The organism is Lysinibacillus pakistanensis (genome assembly GCF_030123245.1).
GTDB lineage: Bacteria > Bacillota > Bacilli > Bacillales_A > Planococcaceae > Lysinibacillus > Lysinibacillus pakistanensis.
The window spans coordinates 3,274,839-3,291,952 of the sequence record NZ_CP126101.1 but is presented as its reverse complement, the minus strand read 5'-3'; the positions used below and the strand labels follow the sequence as shown (position 1 = coordinate 3,291,952).

The window sequence follows — 17,114 nt, the reverse complement described above, 5'->3', positions numbered from 1 at the left end:
AGATAGGAGAAGTTATGAAAATTTATAAATTAGCTTGTGTAAGTACTTTTATTATACTCTTATCAGGGTGCAATACATTTACATCTAAAACGGAAGAATCATCTTTAAAATTAATTTCGGAAGTTGTAAATACTGAACCTGTTGCATTAGATATCCCTCAAAATGAAAAAGAAGAAAAATCAATAGGAGTTTTTCATCCACTTGTAATTGATGAAGAGATAGCGTCTCCTATAGGTGAAAGTAAATCATATTTTATTAATAATTGGAGTGTTCCGGTTAAAGTATCCTTATCAAATACTGGTACTGAAAGCTTTTTATATAAAATCCGAAATATAGACAAAGGAAAAAATGTAATAAATGGCGTTTTAAGAAGTAATGAAAATTTTGAACAGGTATTTGATAGATTACCTGAAGGAGCTTATGTCATATCTTATCTTGTACAAGAGGAAGGGTTTCCTATGGATATAAAACTAAAGGTAAAGGTAGAGTTACTTCCCTAAATAACGTGAAAAGAATAGATACTTCACTCATTAACCACAAGACTTGTGCGTAAAATTCACTACAGTCCTTTTGTTATGGCCTACTTTGCTTTACTATCAATCATCGCAGTTAAAAAAATTTATTTTTTTAGACTTGTTATTCAACAATTGAGCCATATTGTTGAACCAGCAACTTGAATGAATGGTACAGAAGATTATCCTATAAAATTTGATAAAGAAATAAAGGGAAATTTAAAAATTCTCCATAAATTTAAGATCTGCTCTCCAGCTTGTTAAGACTTTTCAAAACACATTTTGTATTATGAAACAAAATGTTTAAAGGAGTGAGGAACATGAGTGTAGAAATTTTTAATGGTGAGCGTTCTGAGGAAAGTGTTCAATTTGAAAAATTGTTATTTTCCCAGAGTAATAAAATAAGTTTTTCTAGTATTGAAAATACCGAGCAATTTATAAAGCAAAGGGGAATTGAAAATATTCAGCCCTATGTGATTGGGGATGATGTTAAATTTTTAAGTGATAGTAAGGAGCAGGTATTTGAAGGTATGCAGGTTTTTACTTTAAACGACCAAAAGTTCTTGAATCAAAAAGTTATTCTCTATATACATGGTGGTGCTTGGACGAATCAACCTTTAAATTTGCACTGGATGCTTATGGATAAAATAGCGCAATCGTTAAATGCGAAAATTATTGCGCCCATTTATCCTAAAGTACCACATTTTAGCTATAAAGATACCTACCCAAAGATCCTAAACCTATATAAAGAAATTCTTGGAACTATTGAAGGCTTCCATCAATTGACCATCATAGGAGATTCGGCAGGCGGAAATATAGCACTTGGACTGGTCCAACTTTTGAAGAGAAATAATCTACCACAACCAAAAGATATTATTTTACTATCAGCATGTGTTGATATGGGTTTAGAAAATCCTCTTTTACCTGAATATGAGGAAAAGGACCCGATGCTAGCGAGTATGGGCATGGAAGTTATTACAAAGATTTGGGCAGCTGATAAACATTTAAAGGACCCGTTAATTAGTCCAATTTACGGTGACTTTAAAGGGCTTGGGAAAATTACTCATTTTATTGGAACACACGAAAGCTTATATCCAGATGCCATAAAATTTGATGAACAACTAACGGAACAAGGCATTGACATCACTACCTTTGTTTATCCTAAAATGAATCATGTGTTTGTAGCTATGCCTATCCCTGAAGCCGTAGATGCTCAACAGAAAATTATTAATATTATTGGGAATTAAATGTTGAAATAGGATCATTTTAAGTTCGTTATTCAATTAAAAAGAGCTTTAGATAATAGTTGAGTATAGAAAAAGCGTGTTTTGATTAATTCAAAACACGCTTTTTTAGATAGATTTTTTAAGAAAATATCAAAAAAGATTAGGAACTTTTTTTGTTTTCGAGCCAGTTATCCTCGGAAAATGACCAATCGTCGAAAATTTATTTACATTGTTAAAGGAAAAATTTATAGTGAAGGCGGTAGAAAGGACTGTGATGATATTGAAGGTAGAAGTTTCCGTTGACCCTAAATGTATAGAGCCAAAGGTTACCATTCATACAGCAGAGATGACAGATGAAATTGAGCATCTTATGCATTGTATTGCTTCAGCTGGAATCCATACATTATCGGTGTTATCAGATAGAGGGGTTGAGGTTATCAATTGTCAGGATATCGTCCGCATTTATACGGAACAGAAAAAGGTCTTCGTTCAAACATTAAAGGGAATCTATACAGTACGCTTACGTTTGTATGAGCTGGAGGAAAGGCTAAATATGCAGATATTTGTACGAATCTCAAATGCTGAAATTGTCAATCGCCATATGATTAAACGCATGGATATTAGCAGAACAGGAACAATTGGGGTTGAACTAGTAGGAAATATCAACACATATGCATCAAGGCGCTACGTCACAAAAATTAAAAAGCAGTTAGGATTATGAGGTGAAAATGTGCATAAAGACATACTGATACGTATTGTAGGAGGATTTGTAATCGGTGTTACCCTTGGACTATTAGTACAATTTTTTGTAGCAATGGGGATCGAACAAGAGGGCTATGCTTGGGTTGTTCCAGAATTTCAAGCATTTTTCCCAAGTGAAGCAATGGCTATTATCGCTCAGATTTTGCTAACAGGTTTGATTGGGATAACATTTGCTTTAGCTGCATTACTTTTTGAAATAGCCAGATGGGGGATGTTAAAGCAATATATCGTGCATTTTGCTGTAACGGCAATTGTTTGGATACCAATTGTCATGACGTTATGGATGCCGAAAACGATGGCAAATATGTTCTCCTTACTCGCAAGTTTTTTAGGAACATATGTTATGACATGGCTATTGCAATATAAATTTTCAAAGCGTGATATTGGACAGATCAATGCGATGTTAAAAAAGGAAGGTGAGTTGCATGACAATTGAAATAAAGGAACTAACCAAATGTTACCGCGAAAAAGTAGTAGTGGATCAGCTATCATTCAGCATAAAGCAGGGTGAGTTTTTTGCACTTCTTGGTCAAAATGCAGCAGGCAAAACGTCCACAATTAAAATGCTTTGCGGACTTTTGTTGCCAACAGATGGTGATGCTCTGTTGGATGGAAAAAGCATCGTTCACCATCAGGTTGCGGCAAAAAAGATTATGAATATTTCTCCACAGGAATCAGCAGTTGCACCCAATTTAACAGTAATTGAAAATTTACTATTTTTAGGTCGAATTTATGGTTGCTCCAAAACACAGGCAAGGGAACGGGCGAACGCAAATATGGAGTTGTTTGCCCTCTCACAACGTCAGAACGACAAGGCCAAAACCCTATCAGGTGGATTTAAGCGTCGATTAAGCATTGCAATGGCTATGATGTCAAATCCTAAAATACTTTTTCTCGATGAACCTACATTGGGGCTGGATGTACGTGCGCGCCGTGATTTATGGAAAATACTAAGCGGATTAAAGGGAAAGGTAACGATTGTTTTAACAACTCATTATTTAGAAGAGGTCGAGGTGCTTGCAGATCGTGTAGGGATTATGCATCATGGCAGGCTATGTGCGCTTGGCACAATTCAACAATTGATGCATGAAACAAAACAATCATCCTTGGAAGAAATATTTTTAGCATACACAGAGGAGGGCTTATGTTGAGGGCTAATGTGTTTGCGGCAAGAAATCATAAGGAAATTGTTCGTGATCCAGTAACACTGTTAATTGGCTTAGGCTTACCGATTCTGCTTATGGGCTTATTTTCAGTTATGCAAAAAAATATGCCATTTGCCTTCTATGAAATTAGTAATCTAACTCCAGGTGTTATTGTTTTTAGTTTTTCCTTTCTTACTCTTTTTTCAGGAATGCTACTTGGGAAGGATAGAAGCTCCTCCTTTTTAATGCGCATCTTTGCCTCTCCTATGTCAGCAGGAGATTATATTCTAGGCTATGTTCTGCCTTTGTTATCCATTGCATTTTTACAAATTATATTGTGTTTGCTTGCTGCCATGTTTTTAGGGCTGTCACTGGATAGCTCTATTCTATGGATGGTAGGGGGACTTATGATTATCTCCTTACTGTATATTGGCTTAGGCTTATTGTTTGGGACAATTTTTACGGATAAGCAGGTTGGCGGTATCTTTGCCATATTTGTAAATGTATCTACATGGTTTAGCGGAACTTGGTTCGAGCCTGATATGATTGGTGGTACTTTTCAAGCAATTGCACAATTTTTACCATTTGTTCATACTGTGAGTGCAGCACGTGCAATTCAAAGCACAAGCTATACAGATGCTTTCATCCCACTTGTTATTGTCATTGGTTACACAATCGTCATATTTGCAATCGCTATCCTCCTATTTAAACGTAAGATGCGTGGCTAATCGATAAAAAGGGCATTCAAGCTAGAACTATTTCTAGTTTGAACTGCCCTTTATTTTTAGTCGTGATTTAGTGTAGCTGCAATTTCTGGCTGTTTTTCCACTTGCAGCAGCATATTAAAGGAAGCAATCGCTACTTCCACTTGATCGTCCTTTGGTTCACGAGTTGTTAGTAATTGAAGCCATAAGCCAGGATAGCCAAGGAAGCGTAACACTGGGAGGTTACGGCATGCATTTGTAGCTTGTAGTACTTCGAAAGAAACACCAAGTACAACAGGAATTAATAAAATACGGTCCACGATGCGTAACCATAGTGGATCAGTGGGCACGAAGAAATATAAAAACATGCCGACAAAGACAGTGAATAGCATAAAACTACTACCACAACGATAATGTAAGCGTGATTGAGCTTGTACATTTTTCACTGTTATCTCCATACCAGCTTCATAGCAATTTATCACCTTATGTTCTGCACCATGGTATTGGAATACTCGTTTAATAATAGGAGTTAACGATATAAAATATAAATAGGTTAATAGTAAAAGTAGCTTTATGCCACTTTCAAGTAGAATTTGTCCAGTTTTCCCCTCAATCCATTTTGAGAAAAAGTCCGCTATAAATACAGGAATTAATGTGAAGGCGAATTTTCCAAACAAAAAGGAAAGTATACCAACAACGGCAACGCCTAAAATCATTTGCAGCTTAGAGCCTTCCTCTTTATGCTCCTCTTCTTCACCAGGTGTAACATCGTAACGATCCCCCGAAAATTGCATATGACGTGAGCCTAGTCCGGCCGATTCAATCAACGCCACAACACCGCGTACAAATGGAACCTTTTTTAACTTTTGTAAAATAGGATTTTGAACTTTTTTATAATGATAATAATCAATGGAATCATCGTTACGGCGAATGGCTGTAATCGTATGTTCCTTTCCTCCGAACATTACACCTTCTAATTGTGCTTGTCCCCCGTATACAGGTGAATTGCTCAAGGCTAACACCACTCTCTATATATATTTCAACTGTACCATTGTACTAAATTTAATGAAAAACCTCTAGAGTTACGCATAGTAAAATTTCTATATGGCTACACTATTCGTACAGTTAAGGAAATAATGAACAATTTAAAAATCAATCAAGTATACTAATTAGGAGGATTTTATTTGAAAATAGCTAGTATAACTTCCCTTGTCAGTGCCCTTGTTTTAGCATTGTGCTTAAAGGGCTTACATTACTTTCATCTTATTAAATGGAGTCCAGTAGGTTTTTATAAGAAATTGGGGCTTTTTCAAGAAAGCTCAAAACTCTTTCATTGGAGTTTTCTTATTTTATGTTTATTCATCATAGGCTTTTTATTATTTATTGTGTTGAGATATGTCTATATTATTCCAGCTGTTTTATCTTCATTTTTACTTGGTTTATTTGTGACGATTACATTAGAGTGGGTTGTTCTTGATTTGCCTTTGCAGCTTTCCTCCTTTAAAAAATTATCGATTCCCTTTATGGTGGTCGTTATTTGTCTCCTACGTTTCTTGCTTGAAACAGCGAATTTTCATCAGAAAGAACATACAGCTCAAAAATGAAATAGTTGCTGTATACGTCGTGTATGATAAAATAAATGGCAAGTACATAGAAAGAGGCGAAGATGCGTGAAGTTATTATGTTTGAATGGACCAAACTTAAATCGATTGGGTAAACGAGAGCCACATATTTATGGACATGAAACATTAGAAGATGTTAGAGAAAATGTTCAAAATCTTGCGGCTTCTTTAGGTGCTACAGTTGAATTTCGTCAATCCAATCATGAAGGGGTACTAATCGATTGGGTACATGAAGCAGAGGACGAAAAATATGATGGTATTATCTTTAATCCCGGTGCATATACCCATACAAGCATCGCGTTACATGACGCCATTGCTGGAATCACTGTGCCAGTTATCGAAGTACATATTTCAAATATCCACAAACGTGAGGCTTTCCGTCATCATTCCTATCTTGCTCCGGCATGCCTTGGCCAAATCTGTGGACTAGGTACGAAAGGCTATGAACTGGCACTACGCACATTTATTGAGAGGGAGAATTGATTATGTTGAAATTGCAAAAGCTACGTAAGGCACTTCAAGAACAAAACATCGATGGCATTTTAATTACAAACGGGTACAACCGTCGTTATATGACTGGTTTTACAGGTACAGCGGGCGTAGCGATTGTGTCTCAAAATGATGCTGTATTTATCACAGATTTCCGTTATACAGAGCAAGCGGCTGCACAAGTACAGGATTTTCGAATCGTACAGCACGAGGCAACGATTATTGAAGAAATTGCAACGCAAGTAACAAACATGGGTATTAAATTACTGGGCTTTGAGAAAGATACTGTCAGCTTTGGCACATATGAACTGTATAAAAGTAAGATTCAAGCTGATTTAGTGCCGATTTCTGGGCTAATTGAAAAAATTCGCTTGATTAAGACGGAACAAGAGATTAATATTATTAAGGTTGCGTGTGAAATTGCTGATCACGCATTTACACATATTTTAGACTTTATCAAGCCTGGTAAAACAGAGCTTGAGGTTTCGAATGAATTAGAATTTTTCATGCGTAAACAAGGAGCAACCCAGTCCTCATTTGATACTATTGTTGCATCTGGTCTTCGTTCAGCACTACCACACGGCGTTGCAACGAATAAAGTGATTGAGAAAGGCGACTTTGTCACATTAGACTATGGCGCACTATACAATGGCTATATTTCGGATATTACACGTACTGTGGCAGTTGGCGAGCCCTCTGAAAAATTAGTGGATATGTATAATGCAGTCCTTGCTTCCCAGCTATTAGCACTTAAAAAGGTAGGTCCTGGTCTAACAGGCATCCAAGCAGATGCGATTGCACGTGATTACCTTAAAGAAAAAGGCTATGGTGAGGCATTTGGTCATTCATTAGGACATGGAATTGGTCTTGAAGTACATGAAGGTCCTGGCTTATCAATGCGTTCAGATACGGTGTTAGAGCCAGGGATGGCCGTCACGATTGAACCAGGAGTTTATTTACCAGGTATCGGTGGTGTTCGTATTGAGGATGATATCTTAATCACAGAGACTGGTAATGAGCTGCTAACACATTCGTCAAAAGAGCTTATTATTTTATAAAATTTGGAGGAACACAAATGATTTCAGTAAACGATTTTCGTACAGGTCTTACAATTATTGTAGATGGCCAATTATATCGCGTGTTAGATTTCCAACACGTTAAACCAGGTAAAGGTGCTGCGTTTGTTCGTTCTAAATTACGTAATCTGCGTAACGGTTCAGTGAATGAAAAAACATTCCGTGCTGGTGAGAAAGTTGAAAAGGCACAAATTGACAACCGTAAAATGCAATATCTTTATGCACAAGGTGACGAGCATGTGTTTATGGACTTAGAATCATACGAGCAAACTGAACTAGCTTCAGCTGCTATTGAATATGAATTAAAATTCCTTAGAGAAAATATGGAAGTTTATATCCAATCATACCAAGGTGAAATGCTAGGTGTTGAGTTACCAAACACAGTAGAGCTAGAAGTAACAGAAACAGAGCCTGGTATCAAAGGTGATACAGCTTCAGGTGGTACAAAACCTGCTACACTTGAAACAGGGCTTATTGTACAAGTGCCATTCTTTGTTAACCAAGGTGATAAGTTAATTATCAATACAGAAGAGGGCTCATACGTTTCTCGTGCGTAATGCCTTTAAAAAACCTACTCTTTTCTAAACGTCAGAGTAGGTTTTTATTTGTTTTTTATACATATAAAGCAAAAAAAACTGCTTTTTGTGCCATTCGATAGAGGCATTGTATGTTTTTTTACTAGCCTAGCAATTGTTTCTATCATCCGATTGATGGTTATACATGGAAGAAATGTTACAATAAACGTAAGGAGTGAGTGCTATGCTACAAACAACATTAGGGATACCTTATCCAATAATTCAAGCACCGATGGCAGGTGTAACATCACCCAAATTTGTTGCTGCCTGTGCGGAGGAAGGTATTTTAGGCTCAATAGGAGCGGGTTATTTAGATGGAGAGCAAACAAAAAACTTTATCCAGGAAGTAAAAAAGCTTACAAAGAAACCCTTTGCTGTCAATTTATTTGTGCAGGAAGATCCACGTATTGATATCGAAGTCCTTCAAAAAGCTCGGATGGCATTACAACCATTTTATGATGAATTAGGCCTTTCACCTGTACAGAGTGTTATGTCCAAGGAAGTATTTGAAGGACAAGTACAAGCCGTTCTTGATGAAAATGTCGCTGTTTGTTCCTTTACATTTGGCATACCTTCTGCAGATGTTATTCAACGCTTAAAGGATAATAAGGTATTTGTTATCGGTACAGCCACTACATTAGAAGAGGCAAAGCGTGTGGAACAGGAGGGGATGCATGCTGTAGTTCTTCAAAGTGGTGAAGCTGGAGGTCATCGTGGTTCCTTCACTGAGCCTATGCAATTAATTACATTACCTGACTTATTGCAGCAAGTAGTTGGACAGATTTCTATTCCTATTATAGCTGCAGGGGGAATTGTCTCGAAAGAAGATGTAGAAATAGCTTTAGCCAGTGGTGCACAGGCTGTTCAAATTGGCACGGCTTTATTAGTGGCAGATGAGTGTGAAATTTCACCGCTCTATAAAAATGCTGTACTCCAATCAAAAGCACAGCAAACGACAATTACTCGTGCATTTACAGGAAAACCAGCAAGAGGCTTAGCGAATGATTTTACGGAACGAATGAAAGATGCACCAGTAGCTCCCTATCCTTTGCAAAATCAATTAACGACTACGATTCGTAAAGAAAGTGCGGAACAGGGGAATCCTGAATATCTATCCATGTGGATGGGGGAAAAATGCTATTTAGTAAAACAAACAGGCACTGTGAAAAGCATTATTGAAAAATTACTATAATTGTATGTTATTTTTTCATACGACTCGTCTTTAAATAGTAGATCTCTATACAAATGTATAGAGGTCTTTTTTTATTGATTGCAACATATATTGCTGTACACGAGGGGGCGTATGTATGGAATTGCAAGACGTATTAAGAGTCGCTGGAGTGGGACTAGTAGTTGCGCTTCTTCATGTTTTCTTTGACCAAACAGGGAAAAAGGAATTTTCGTTTTTCCTCTTTTTCATTGCTTATCTATACATGACAGCGGAATTGTTGAGATTTTTACGTCTATTTTTTAACGAAATCCTTACATTCTTTCAATGGCTGACCTCTTCAGGGTAAGTGTAGATGGAAATTGTCATCGTTGCTGTTGTCATGCTGCTTTTATTATTACTTATAAAAGAAGTCATACAGCCACTCCATGCGCTAATAAGTGTAATGTTTTCATTTTTATTGTTCGGTATGTTGTTTTCGACGCTCTTATTGCCGTTCATCAAGCAGCTGCTAGAGACGTTAGCTATTTTGCCATATGCAAAAGCGATTGTCATAAGTGCCAGTCTTTTTTATGTGGGGCAATGGGTGTCGATGTTACTTGTAGAGCAAAATTATAAAGTACTCGGAAACATTGTTATTGATGGGGTTAAGATTGTCATTTTATTGTATTGGTTTAAAGAATTTTTGGCTGTTTTACAGGAGGTGTCTGCTATTTTACAACGGCTAAACTAAGGGGCGAAGGTCATGCAGGAGCAGATACTGTCATTTTTAATTGATCCATTTTTTCTCTTGCTGAAGATGACGCTCACACTATGTGGCTATGTCATCATAATTTTAATCGTGAATATGCTATTACCTACATTTGAAAAAGGGACAAGAATACTATTCTTTCTGATTGTGCTCGCAACAATAGGACCTGTCGTAGTGAAATCATTTCAACTAATTGATGAAATAGCACAGGGACTTGCCCACATATTTACAGCATTTTATCCTATCCTTACTTCAAGTTTTCTGTTATCAAGTAGTATTACGGCAATTGCTTCCTGGCAGCCGTTCTTACTCTTTTTTGTACAAGTCCTAACAATAGTTAGTAGTAAGTGGCTGATACCAGGTGTGTTATTTGCCATTGTATTTGATGTGTGTAGTGTCATAGTGAAAGAAATTTCCTTTACAAGAATTGCTGAATTAATCCGTTTTACCATTATGAGCATCGTCTCTGCATCTGTCATTTGCTACATTATTTTAATGTCGGCAAGTGGCGTAGCGGCATTTAGTGTGAATGCAGCAGTTGCAGAGCCTGTTAAAAAATTAATTGAAGAAAATATTCCAGTGGTAGGTTCTTTTATCGTTGATAGTTTTTCAATGTTCCAGCATATGACACAATTTTCCTCTTCAATTAGTAGTATTAGTGCCTTTATAGCCGTTATTACTGTGTCCTTTATTCCAACGGTACAGCTTGTTATCAGTGCTTACTCGTTAAAGCTACTGGCAGCTATTTTAGAGCCGATTGCTTTTGATGATATATGCAGATTACTAGATCACGTTAGTAAATCTCTATTTACATTATGTGCAGTATCATTTTTAATTGCTTTTTCATTTATGTTTTCTTGTTTTTTCCTCATCGTTTTTGTACAAGTTATGGCTGGGGGGAGATAGATTGATTCTTTTATTGGCATTGCTCTTTGTATGTCAGATATTTGTCTTTTTGACAGATGATAAAGAAATAATTTCACTGACAAAACTGGTGATTACGTTAGTATTTTTGCAATTGCTATTAAAGATTCCATTTATCAATTCATAGGAAGAAACAAGCGTACATACACTTGAAAAAGAGAAGATGAAAGGAGGCAATGTACAAGTGATGTGGAAAAGGCACGAAAAAAAACAACGTCATTTATGATTTTAATGCTTATTGCCGCCTCCGTAGGAATTTTCATCGTTTTACCAATGTATCAAACGAGTTCCACAAATAATCAAGTAACACCGTCAACCAATGAAGAAAAACTGGAACAGACACTGAAGGCAATGCAAGGTGTTGGGGAGGTTAAAGTATATCTTTATTACGGAGAGATGACTGATGAGAAGGACGAAAATAAACTATTTAGCCAATATTTTCGAGGGACTGAGCAAAGCACGAAAGAAGTAACAGGCCTGCTCATTGTTTCAGAAGGTGCCAAAGATATCTTTGTGAAAAATGAGATTCGTGCGGTTGTCAGTCAAGTGATGCAGTTACCGATACATCGAATAATTATTGTTCCAATGGAAAATAAGGAGGAAAAGTAAATGCGCGTACGTAGAAGAACAGTTTGGTTTATGACATTATTAAGTCTAGTAGCAGTAATTTCAGTGTATTATTTGGTTGATCCAGCAAAACAATTTAATGGACTAACTATTTTTACTGATGATACTTTACAGCAAACTGCCGTTTCAGGTGTAACAGATCAAGAGGCTACGAAAGAGGGCATGACACAGGAAGTCTCCTCGCCGAGCCATTTGTTTGAAGAAATGCGCATGCAAGTGAGTGATGAAAGAAGTCAGCTTCGTCAACAATTAACACAGAAAATTGCTTCTCAAGAAGCCACTGCAGACGAAAAAAATAAAGCCTTTAATGACATTGATAGTCTTATTAAACAAGAATCGGCAGAAGCAATGCTAGAAATGTTAATTAAATCTTTAGGCTACTCTGATGCGTTTGTCAAAGCGGACGGTGACAAAGTATCTGTTACAGTTATGGCGGAGGAGCTGTCAAAATCTCAAGCAAATGAAATCATTTATTTAGTAAAAACGGAGTGGGAAGGCGCAAATGATGTACAAGTGAAATTCAATGCTAATAACTATTAAAAGATAAAGAAAAAAAGGAATATTCTGTTTATTTATAGGTCCTTGTTATATATCAGTGCAATGAAAAGGCTTTCGTTTAGTAAAGGAAAGCCTTTTATTTTGTTCATATTTACTTAATTTTCATTAAACTATTTCAAATTGTTCGAAAAAAATATAAAATAGTGCTTGTAGTAGATTTTATTTCATAAGGAGAGTTAGAAATGTTCAAAATTCAAGAAATTCGTGAAATCATTAAATTAGTAGATTCTTCTTCAATCGACGAGTTCGTGTATGAAGTAGATGGCGCAAAAGTTAAGTTAAAAAAGAATGGTGTTGTTGTTACTGAAACTGTAGCACCGAAAAAAGAAGTAGTAGCCCCTGTTGTACAACAATCTGCACCAGCAGCACCTGTAGCACCAGCAGCTCCAGCAAAAGCTGAAGAAGCACCAGCTGCATCAGCAACAACAGCTAACGACCCATCGTTACATAAAGTTGTATCACCAATGGTTGGTACTTTCTATCAAGCTCCAAACCCAGACTCACCAGCTTATGTTAAAGTGGGTGACAAAGTAGGTAACGAAACAATCGTTTGTATCGTAGAAGCTATGAAGCTATTCAACGAAATTGAAGCAGAAGTTCAAGGGGAAATCGTTGAAGTACTTGTTAAAGATGGCGAATTAGTAGAATACGGACAACCATTATTCCTTGTAAAAGCTGAGTAAGGAGTGCAAACCATGAAAAAAGTTTTAATTGCAAACCGCGGCGAAATCGCTGTGCGTATCATTCGTGCTTGTAAAGAGTTAGGCATTCAATCTGTTGCCGTATACTCTGAAGCAGACGCAGACGCATTACATGTGAAATTAGCAGACGAAGCATATTGCATCGGGCCAAAGCTATCCAAAGATTCTTATCTTAGCTTCCCAGCTTTACTGAGCGTAGCAGAAAAAACGGGTGCTGATGGTATTCACCCAGGATACGGCTTTGTATCTGAAAACGCTGACTTTGCTGAAGCCTGTGAAAATGCTGGCATTAAATTTATTGGTCCTTCATCTGATTCCATTAAAATTATGGGTATTAAAGACGTTGCTCGAACTACGATGGAGGCAGCAGGTGTTCCACTTGTTCCAGGTACTGGTATTGTTCCGGATATCGAAACAGGTAAAGAATGGGCTGCAAAAATCGGTTACCCAGTGATCATCAAAGCAACTGCTGGTGGTGGCGGTAAAGGAATCCGTGTAGCTCGTACAGAAGAAGATCTTGTAAAAGGCATCGAAATTACGCAAAAAGAGGCTGCTGCAGCATTCGGTAACCCTGGCGTATATTTAGAAAAATTCATCGAGTACTTCCGTCACTGTGAAATCCAAGTATTAGCAGATGGCCATGGGAATGTTGTACACTTAGGTGAACGTGACTGTACAGTTCAACGTCGTATGCAGAAATTAGTAGAGGAAGCTCCATCTCCAGCTCTATCTTCTGAACGTCGTGCTGAAATGGGAGCAGCTGCTGTTAAAGCAGCACAAGCTTGTAACTATGAAGGCGCTGGAACAATCGAGTTTATTTATGACTACCAAGAAGATAAATTCTACTTTATGGAAATGAATACTCGTATTCAAGTTGAGCACCCAGTAACAGAAATGATTTCTGGTGTAGATCTTGTACAACAACAACTAAAAATCGCATCTGGTGAAAAACTTCCTTTCACGCAAGATGATATAAAATTAAGTGGTTGGGCAATTGAATGCCGTATTAATGCAGAAAATGCTTATAAAAACTTCATGCCTTCAGCTGGTACTGTCGATACGTATGTAACGCCAGGTGGCTATGGTGTACGTATTGACTCTGCAGTATATGCAGGCTACACAATCCCACCTTATTATGATTCAATGGTGGCAAAATTAATTGTTCATGCGAACACACGTGAAGAAGCAATTGCAAAAATGAACCGTGCGCTAAGCGAATTTGAAGTATCTGGTCCTGGGATCAATACAACAATTCCATTCCACCAAGCACTAATGAACAACGACGTCTTCAAATCAGCACAATTCAATACGAAGTTCCTTGAAGAGAATGATGTATTGGGTGTAGCTGAAAAAGCGAAGTAAGCGTTTAGGGAATAAAACTTGGAATAAAACAAATAGGAATATCCGAAATTTTTTACCTCTAACTAAATTTATTTAGGTTGGAGGTTTTTTTATGTCCAAAAATATGCATAGAACAGGGATATTTGATTTGGCTAAGAATGAGCATGACGAGCCACTTATTATAGCGCCATCCATTGTGGTAGATGTTAATTCTGTTCGATTAAAAGGCAATCGCATTAGCGCTCATTAGGGAATAATAGAGTAGTAGGTCTATTTAACCTCTATTATATATAGTGCAAGATTTTGAAGCAAATGAACGTCGATAGAAACAACAGTGGTGGATTTGGCTGGGGCTTGTTACAATGGACTTTAGGAAGCTTACCTATTTCACAAAAAAGTAAAAATCCAACAACTATCTACAACCTTTTCACCGAATTAAAATTAAACAATATATGTTAGAGCTATCATTTATCACTCAATCCTGTTAAATGATAGAAACATTGACTATTACCCCTATCTCAAATATTGGGTTTATGATAACATATATATGGAATCTTTTAACTTTAGAAAATATGAAAGGAAGTGTAATAATCAGATATGAAAAAGATATTGAAACCATTGATTAGTGTTATTGCCATTGGTGCCATCTCTCTATCTATAAATATAGATAAAAATGTATTAGCTAATAATATTGAAAATACATGTGAGTATGATTCGGCATCGAAAAAAAACCCTGATTATTCCACAATGAACTGTTTGTTAACCGAAACAGCACTGAGTTATGATGTTCCTCCTGAAATTGTGAAGGCAATAGCAGAAGGTGAAAGTGGAAATTGGCGTCATTTCGGTAGTAATGGTGAAGCGATTGTGACAGCTGATAATGGAATTGGCATTATGCAAATTACAAATCAAGCTGGCTACAATCAAGATAGACTAAAAAGCGATATTGTCTATAATATTCAAGCTGGTGTAAAGACTCTAGATGATATGTTTAAGCGGAAGGATTTACCTAGCATCAACGGTGGGGAAAGAGATGTACTGGAACATTGGTACTTCGCTATCATGGCTTATAACGGTACTAAGCCAGTAAATAGTCCAATTGTCCAAGCAACTGGTGAAAGAAATGCAAATGCCTATCAAGAAAGAATTCTGCAAATTATTGATAAAATGGAATTAATACACTTAACAGAACTTCCTTTTTTACGCGAACATTTTCAATATGACTCTAACAGCAGGGAAAATATTAAATTTTCAGCGATGAACTATCCTTTTGATTTACCATTAACAAAATCAAAGTATTTTTTTGAAACAAATCAAAAAGTTAGTGCAACAACTACTAATGTAAAATTTAGGACAAGACCTTCTATGGATAGTCCTTTTAGTACTTTACGTGAAGGCGAAATTGTTACCATTACGGGTCCTTTTGAATATGAAAAAGTATCAACGAAGAAAAACCATTTTGTTTGGTATCCTGTGAAAAGAAGTGACGGGACAGAGGGGTATGTAGCATCAAGTTATTTAAACTACTCAGCTTCAACGCCAACACCTCCGGTAACACCGCCAACAACGGGTAACGTTGATGTATCAAAGTTTGCTGATTACAATGCAAACCAATACTGGGCTGAGGATTTTAAGTGGGCAGTCAACATCGGTATCATCAGTGGAGACCCAAACGTGAAAAACCCATCAACAGGTAAGTACGAAAACTTACTTAAACCGTACAATAACTTAACGGAAAACCAAATGTTATCTATCCTATTTCGTTACTTCAAACCATCAGAACTAGCTTCAACGATAGCTAATACTTCATGGTATGGAGACAAAAACTACCAACTGGCTACAAAATACTCTCTACCAGTTCTAGGTGCAAACACAGCATCCAAACAAGCCATTGCAGGTAAGGATATCACACGGGGTAACTTCGCTCGTATCTTAGCTTCAATGCATTATGGTAAGACTGTATCTCAGTCAGAAGCTATTAAATTCCTTCGTGATAATGGTTTAACAACTACTAAAACAAATGAAGAGTTTAAACCAAATGATTCTCTAGCAAGAGCGCACACAGTGGCATTCTTCCACCGTTACGAACAAAAATTCAATAACTAAATTGCTACTTACAAGTGAAAAGGTGACTATAAAAGTCATCTTTTCTTTTTTATGTTGACGGATTGTAATATTAAGTGCAACACCCAGAAGTCAATATAAAGGAAGCCCATAACGACCTCGTGTAGAATGTAGTTACCACACAAACATTCAAACGGAGGAATCGTTATGAGCTATACCCATCTTACCATATCAGAACGTGTAAAAATAGAAACATACCTAGAACTTGATTATCCGATTCGTAAAATAGCGAAACTCTTAAATCGTCAACCTTCTACGATTTCCAGAGAAATAAAATACCACACCGGAAAATAATGCTTAATACAACCATTCATTTATGTGAAAAATTATTAGAAGGGAGCGTAGGAGTAGCGGAAACAGCCTTGAAATGTGCACGCTCAGAATCTATACGAAAAATTAGCGTGACGACTAATACTGTTGTAGCAACTGGACTTATTCTGGCTGGTACAACAAAATCTAGTAAAGTGTTGCTTTCCCGAAATAAAACTTAGCACAATTGCAGTTGCCGGTATGCTGTTAAGGGCTGTTTTTATCATTTGGCAGGGAGTTCTAATCGCAAAAATTATAATTGAAGAATACCAGAATAGGACAATCGCTTTACTTTTTAGATATCCAATTGATCGGGCAAAACTTATCTATGCAAAAATTGCTGTAATCTTTGGAAGTATGTTTGCTTTCTACATATTATCTAGCATCTTTCAACATATAAGTATTTTTTATTAAGTAAACAAATGTCCTATATAACTTATCATTTCGAAAATTTGGCTATTCAAATGATGATAATTCTTTCCGCAATTTTTTGGGGAATG

22 protein-coding genes and 1 pseudogene are annotated in these 17,114 nt (G+C 36.7%); 22 read left to right on the top strand and 1 reads right to left on the bottom strand.

Annotated elements, in window-relative coordinates:
* The first annotated feature begins 14 nt into the window (after positions 1-14).
* From QNH24_RS16370 to QNH24_RS16345, 6 genes are all read left to right on the top strand, one after another.
* Positions 15-500, top strand: a complete 486-nt coding sequence (locus tag QNH24_RS16370) for a hypothetical protein (protein WP_283868616.1) — start codon at positions 15-17, stop codon at positions 498-500.
* A 332-nt stretch (positions 501-832) separates the two neighbouring features.
* Positions 833-1,759 (top strand): alpha/beta hydrolase fold domain-containing protein, encoded by a 927-nt coding sequence (locus QNH24_RS16365; protein ID WP_283868615.1) that lies wholly within the window; start codon positions 833-835, stop codon positions 1,757-1,759.
* A gap of 253 nt (positions 1,760-2,012) precedes the next feature.
* Complete coding sequence (locus QNH24_RS16360) at positions 2,013-2,459, top strand: LytTR family DNA-binding domain-containing protein (RefSeq protein WP_283872870.1); 447 nt, start codon at positions 2,013-2,015, stop codon at positions 2,457-2,459.
* 9 nt (positions 2,460-2,468) lie between these two features.
* Positions 2,469-2,936, top strand: a complete 468-nt coding sequence (locus tag QNH24_RS16355) for a DUF3021 domain-containing protein (protein WP_283868614.1) — start codon at positions 2,469-2,471, stop codon at positions 2,934-2,936.
* Positions 2,926-3,651: an ABC transporter ATP-binding protein gene (locus QNH24_RS16350; RefSeq protein WP_283868613.1), complete on the top strand. Its 726-nt coding sequence runs from the start codon at positions 2,926-2,928 to the stop codon at positions 3,649-3,651. Before QNH24_RS16355 ends, QNH24_RS16350 begins: the two co-directional genes overlap by 11 nt.
* Positions 3,648-4,373, top strand: a complete 726-nt coding sequence (locus tag QNH24_RS16345) for an ABC transporter permease (RefSeq protein ID WP_283868612.1) — start codon at positions 3,648-3,650, stop codon at positions 4,371-4,373. The genes QNH24_RS16350 and QNH24_RS16345 overlap by 4 nt, the downstream gene beginning before the upstream one ends.
* A 56-nt stretch (positions 4,374-4,429) precedes the next feature.
* Here the strand turns inward: QNH24_RS16345 and QNH24_RS16340 are convergent, their stop codons facing one another.
* On the bottom strand, positions 4,430-5,362 hold the full coding sequence (locus tag QNH24_RS16340) for a DUF1385 domain-containing protein (RefSeq protein ID WP_283868611.1): 933 nt from the start codon (positions 5,360-5,362) through the stop codon (positions 4,430-4,432).
* A gap of 171 nt (positions 5,363-5,533) precedes the next feature.
* Here QNH24_RS16340 and QNH24_RS16335 point away from each other — a divergent pair, with 171 nt between their 5' ends.
* The 16 genes and pseudogenes from QNH24_RS16335 to QNH24_RS26320 all read left to right on the top strand — a co-directional run bounded on the left by QNH24_RS16335 (position 5,534) and on the right by QNH24_RS26320 (position 17,028).
* On the top strand, positions 5,534-5,953 hold the full coding sequence (locus QNH24_RS16335; RefSeq protein ID WP_054771000.1) for a hypothetical protein: 420 nt from the start codon (positions 5,534-5,536) through the stop codon (positions 5,951-5,953).
* A 66-nt stretch (positions 5,954-6,019) separates the two neighbouring features.
* The gene (aroQ, locus tag QNH24_RS16330; RefSeq protein WP_054771001.1) at positions 6,020-6,454 is read left to right on the top strand and encodes a type II 3-dehydroquinate dehydratase; all 435 of its coding nucleotides are present in this window, start codon (positions 6,020-6,022) and stop codon (positions 6,452-6,454) included.
* 2 nt (positions 6,455-6,456) lie between these two features.
* The gene (locus QNH24_RS16325) at positions 6,457-7,518 is read left to right on the top strand and encodes a M24 family metallopeptidase (protein ID WP_283868610.1); all 1,062 of its coding nucleotides are present in this window, start codon (positions 6,457-6,459) and stop codon (positions 7,516-7,518) included.
* Positions 7,519-7,535: 17 nt separating this feature from the next.
* Positions 7,536-8,093, top strand: coding sequence for an elongation factor P (efp, locus tag QNH24_RS16320; RefSeq protein ID WP_283868609.1), 558 nt, complete (start codon positions 7,536-7,538; stop codon positions 8,091-8,093).
* Positions 8,094-8,295: 202 nt separating this feature from the next.
* The gene (locus tag QNH24_RS16315) at positions 8,296-9,303 is read left to right on the top strand and encodes an NAD(P)H-dependent flavin oxidoreductase (RefSeq protein ID WP_283868608.1); all 1,008 of its coding nucleotides are present in this window, start codon (positions 8,296-8,298) and stop codon (positions 9,301-9,303) included.
* A 115-nt stretch (positions 9,304-9,418) separates the two neighbouring features.
* Positions 9,419-9,628, top strand: coding sequence for a hypothetical protein (locus tag QNH24_RS16310; RefSeq protein WP_012295089.1), 210 nt, complete (start codon positions 9,419-9,421; stop codon positions 9,626-9,628).
* Between the two features lie 6 nt (positions 9,629-9,634).
* A complete protein-coding gene (locus QNH24_RS16305; RefSeq protein WP_283868607.1) occupies positions 9,635-10,012 on the top strand; it encodes a hypothetical protein in 378 nt (125 codons plus the stop codon).
* Between the two features lie 12 nt (positions 10,013-10,024).
* Positions 10,025-10,936, top strand: a complete 912-nt coding sequence (locus tag QNH24_RS16300; protein WP_283868606.1) for a stage III sporulation protein AE — start codon at positions 10,025-10,027, stop codon at positions 10,934-10,936.
* A gap of 207 nt (positions 10,937-11,143) precedes the next feature.
* On the top strand, positions 11,144-11,563 hold the full coding sequence (locus QNH24_RS16295; RefSeq protein ID WP_054771636.1) for a hypothetical protein: 420 nt from the start codon (positions 11,144-11,146) through the stop codon (positions 11,561-11,563).
* Entirely contained in the window at positions 11,564-12,121 is a 558-nt protein-coding gene (locus QNH24_RS16290) for a SpoIIIAH-like family protein (protein WP_283868605.1), read from the top strand.
* A 200-nt stretch (positions 12,122-12,321) separates the two neighbouring features.
* Positions 12,322-12,822: an acetyl-CoA carboxylase biotin carboxyl carrier protein gene (gene accB, locus QNH24_RS16285; protein ID WP_283868604.1), complete on the top strand. Its 501-nt coding sequence runs from the start codon at positions 12,322-12,324 to the stop codon at positions 12,820-12,822.
* A 12-nt stretch (positions 12,823-12,834) separates the two neighbouring features.
* Positions 12,835-14,202, top strand: a complete 1,368-nt coding sequence (gene accC / locus QNH24_RS16280) for an acetyl-CoA carboxylase biotin carboxylase subunit (protein WP_283868603.1) — start codon at positions 12,835-12,837, stop codon at positions 14,200-14,202.
* Between the two features lie 91 nt (positions 14,203-14,293).
* Positions 14,294-14,431, top strand: coding sequence for a hypothetical protein (locus QNH24_RS16275; protein WP_283868602.1), 138 nt, complete (start codon positions 14,294-14,296; stop codon positions 14,429-14,431).
* Between the two features lie 347 nt (positions 14,432-14,778).
* Positions 14,779-16,287, top strand: coding sequence for a transglycosylase SLT domain-containing protein (locus QNH24_RS16270; RefSeq protein ID WP_283868601.1), 1,509 nt, complete (start codon positions 14,779-14,781; stop codon positions 16,285-16,287).
* 165 nt (positions 16,288-16,452) lie between these two features.
* Positions 16,453-16,587: pseudogene (locus QNH24_RS16265) on the top strand (helix-turn-helix domain-containing protein); the annotation flags it as partial.
* Between the two features lie 144 nt (positions 16,588-16,731).
* Positions 16,732-17,028, top strand: a complete 297-nt coding sequence (locus QNH24_RS26320; RefSeq protein ID WP_353051157.1) for an ABC transporter permease — start codon at positions 16,732-16,734, stop codon at positions 17,026-17,028.
* The last annotated feature ends 86 nt before the right edge of the window (positions 17,029-17,114 follow it).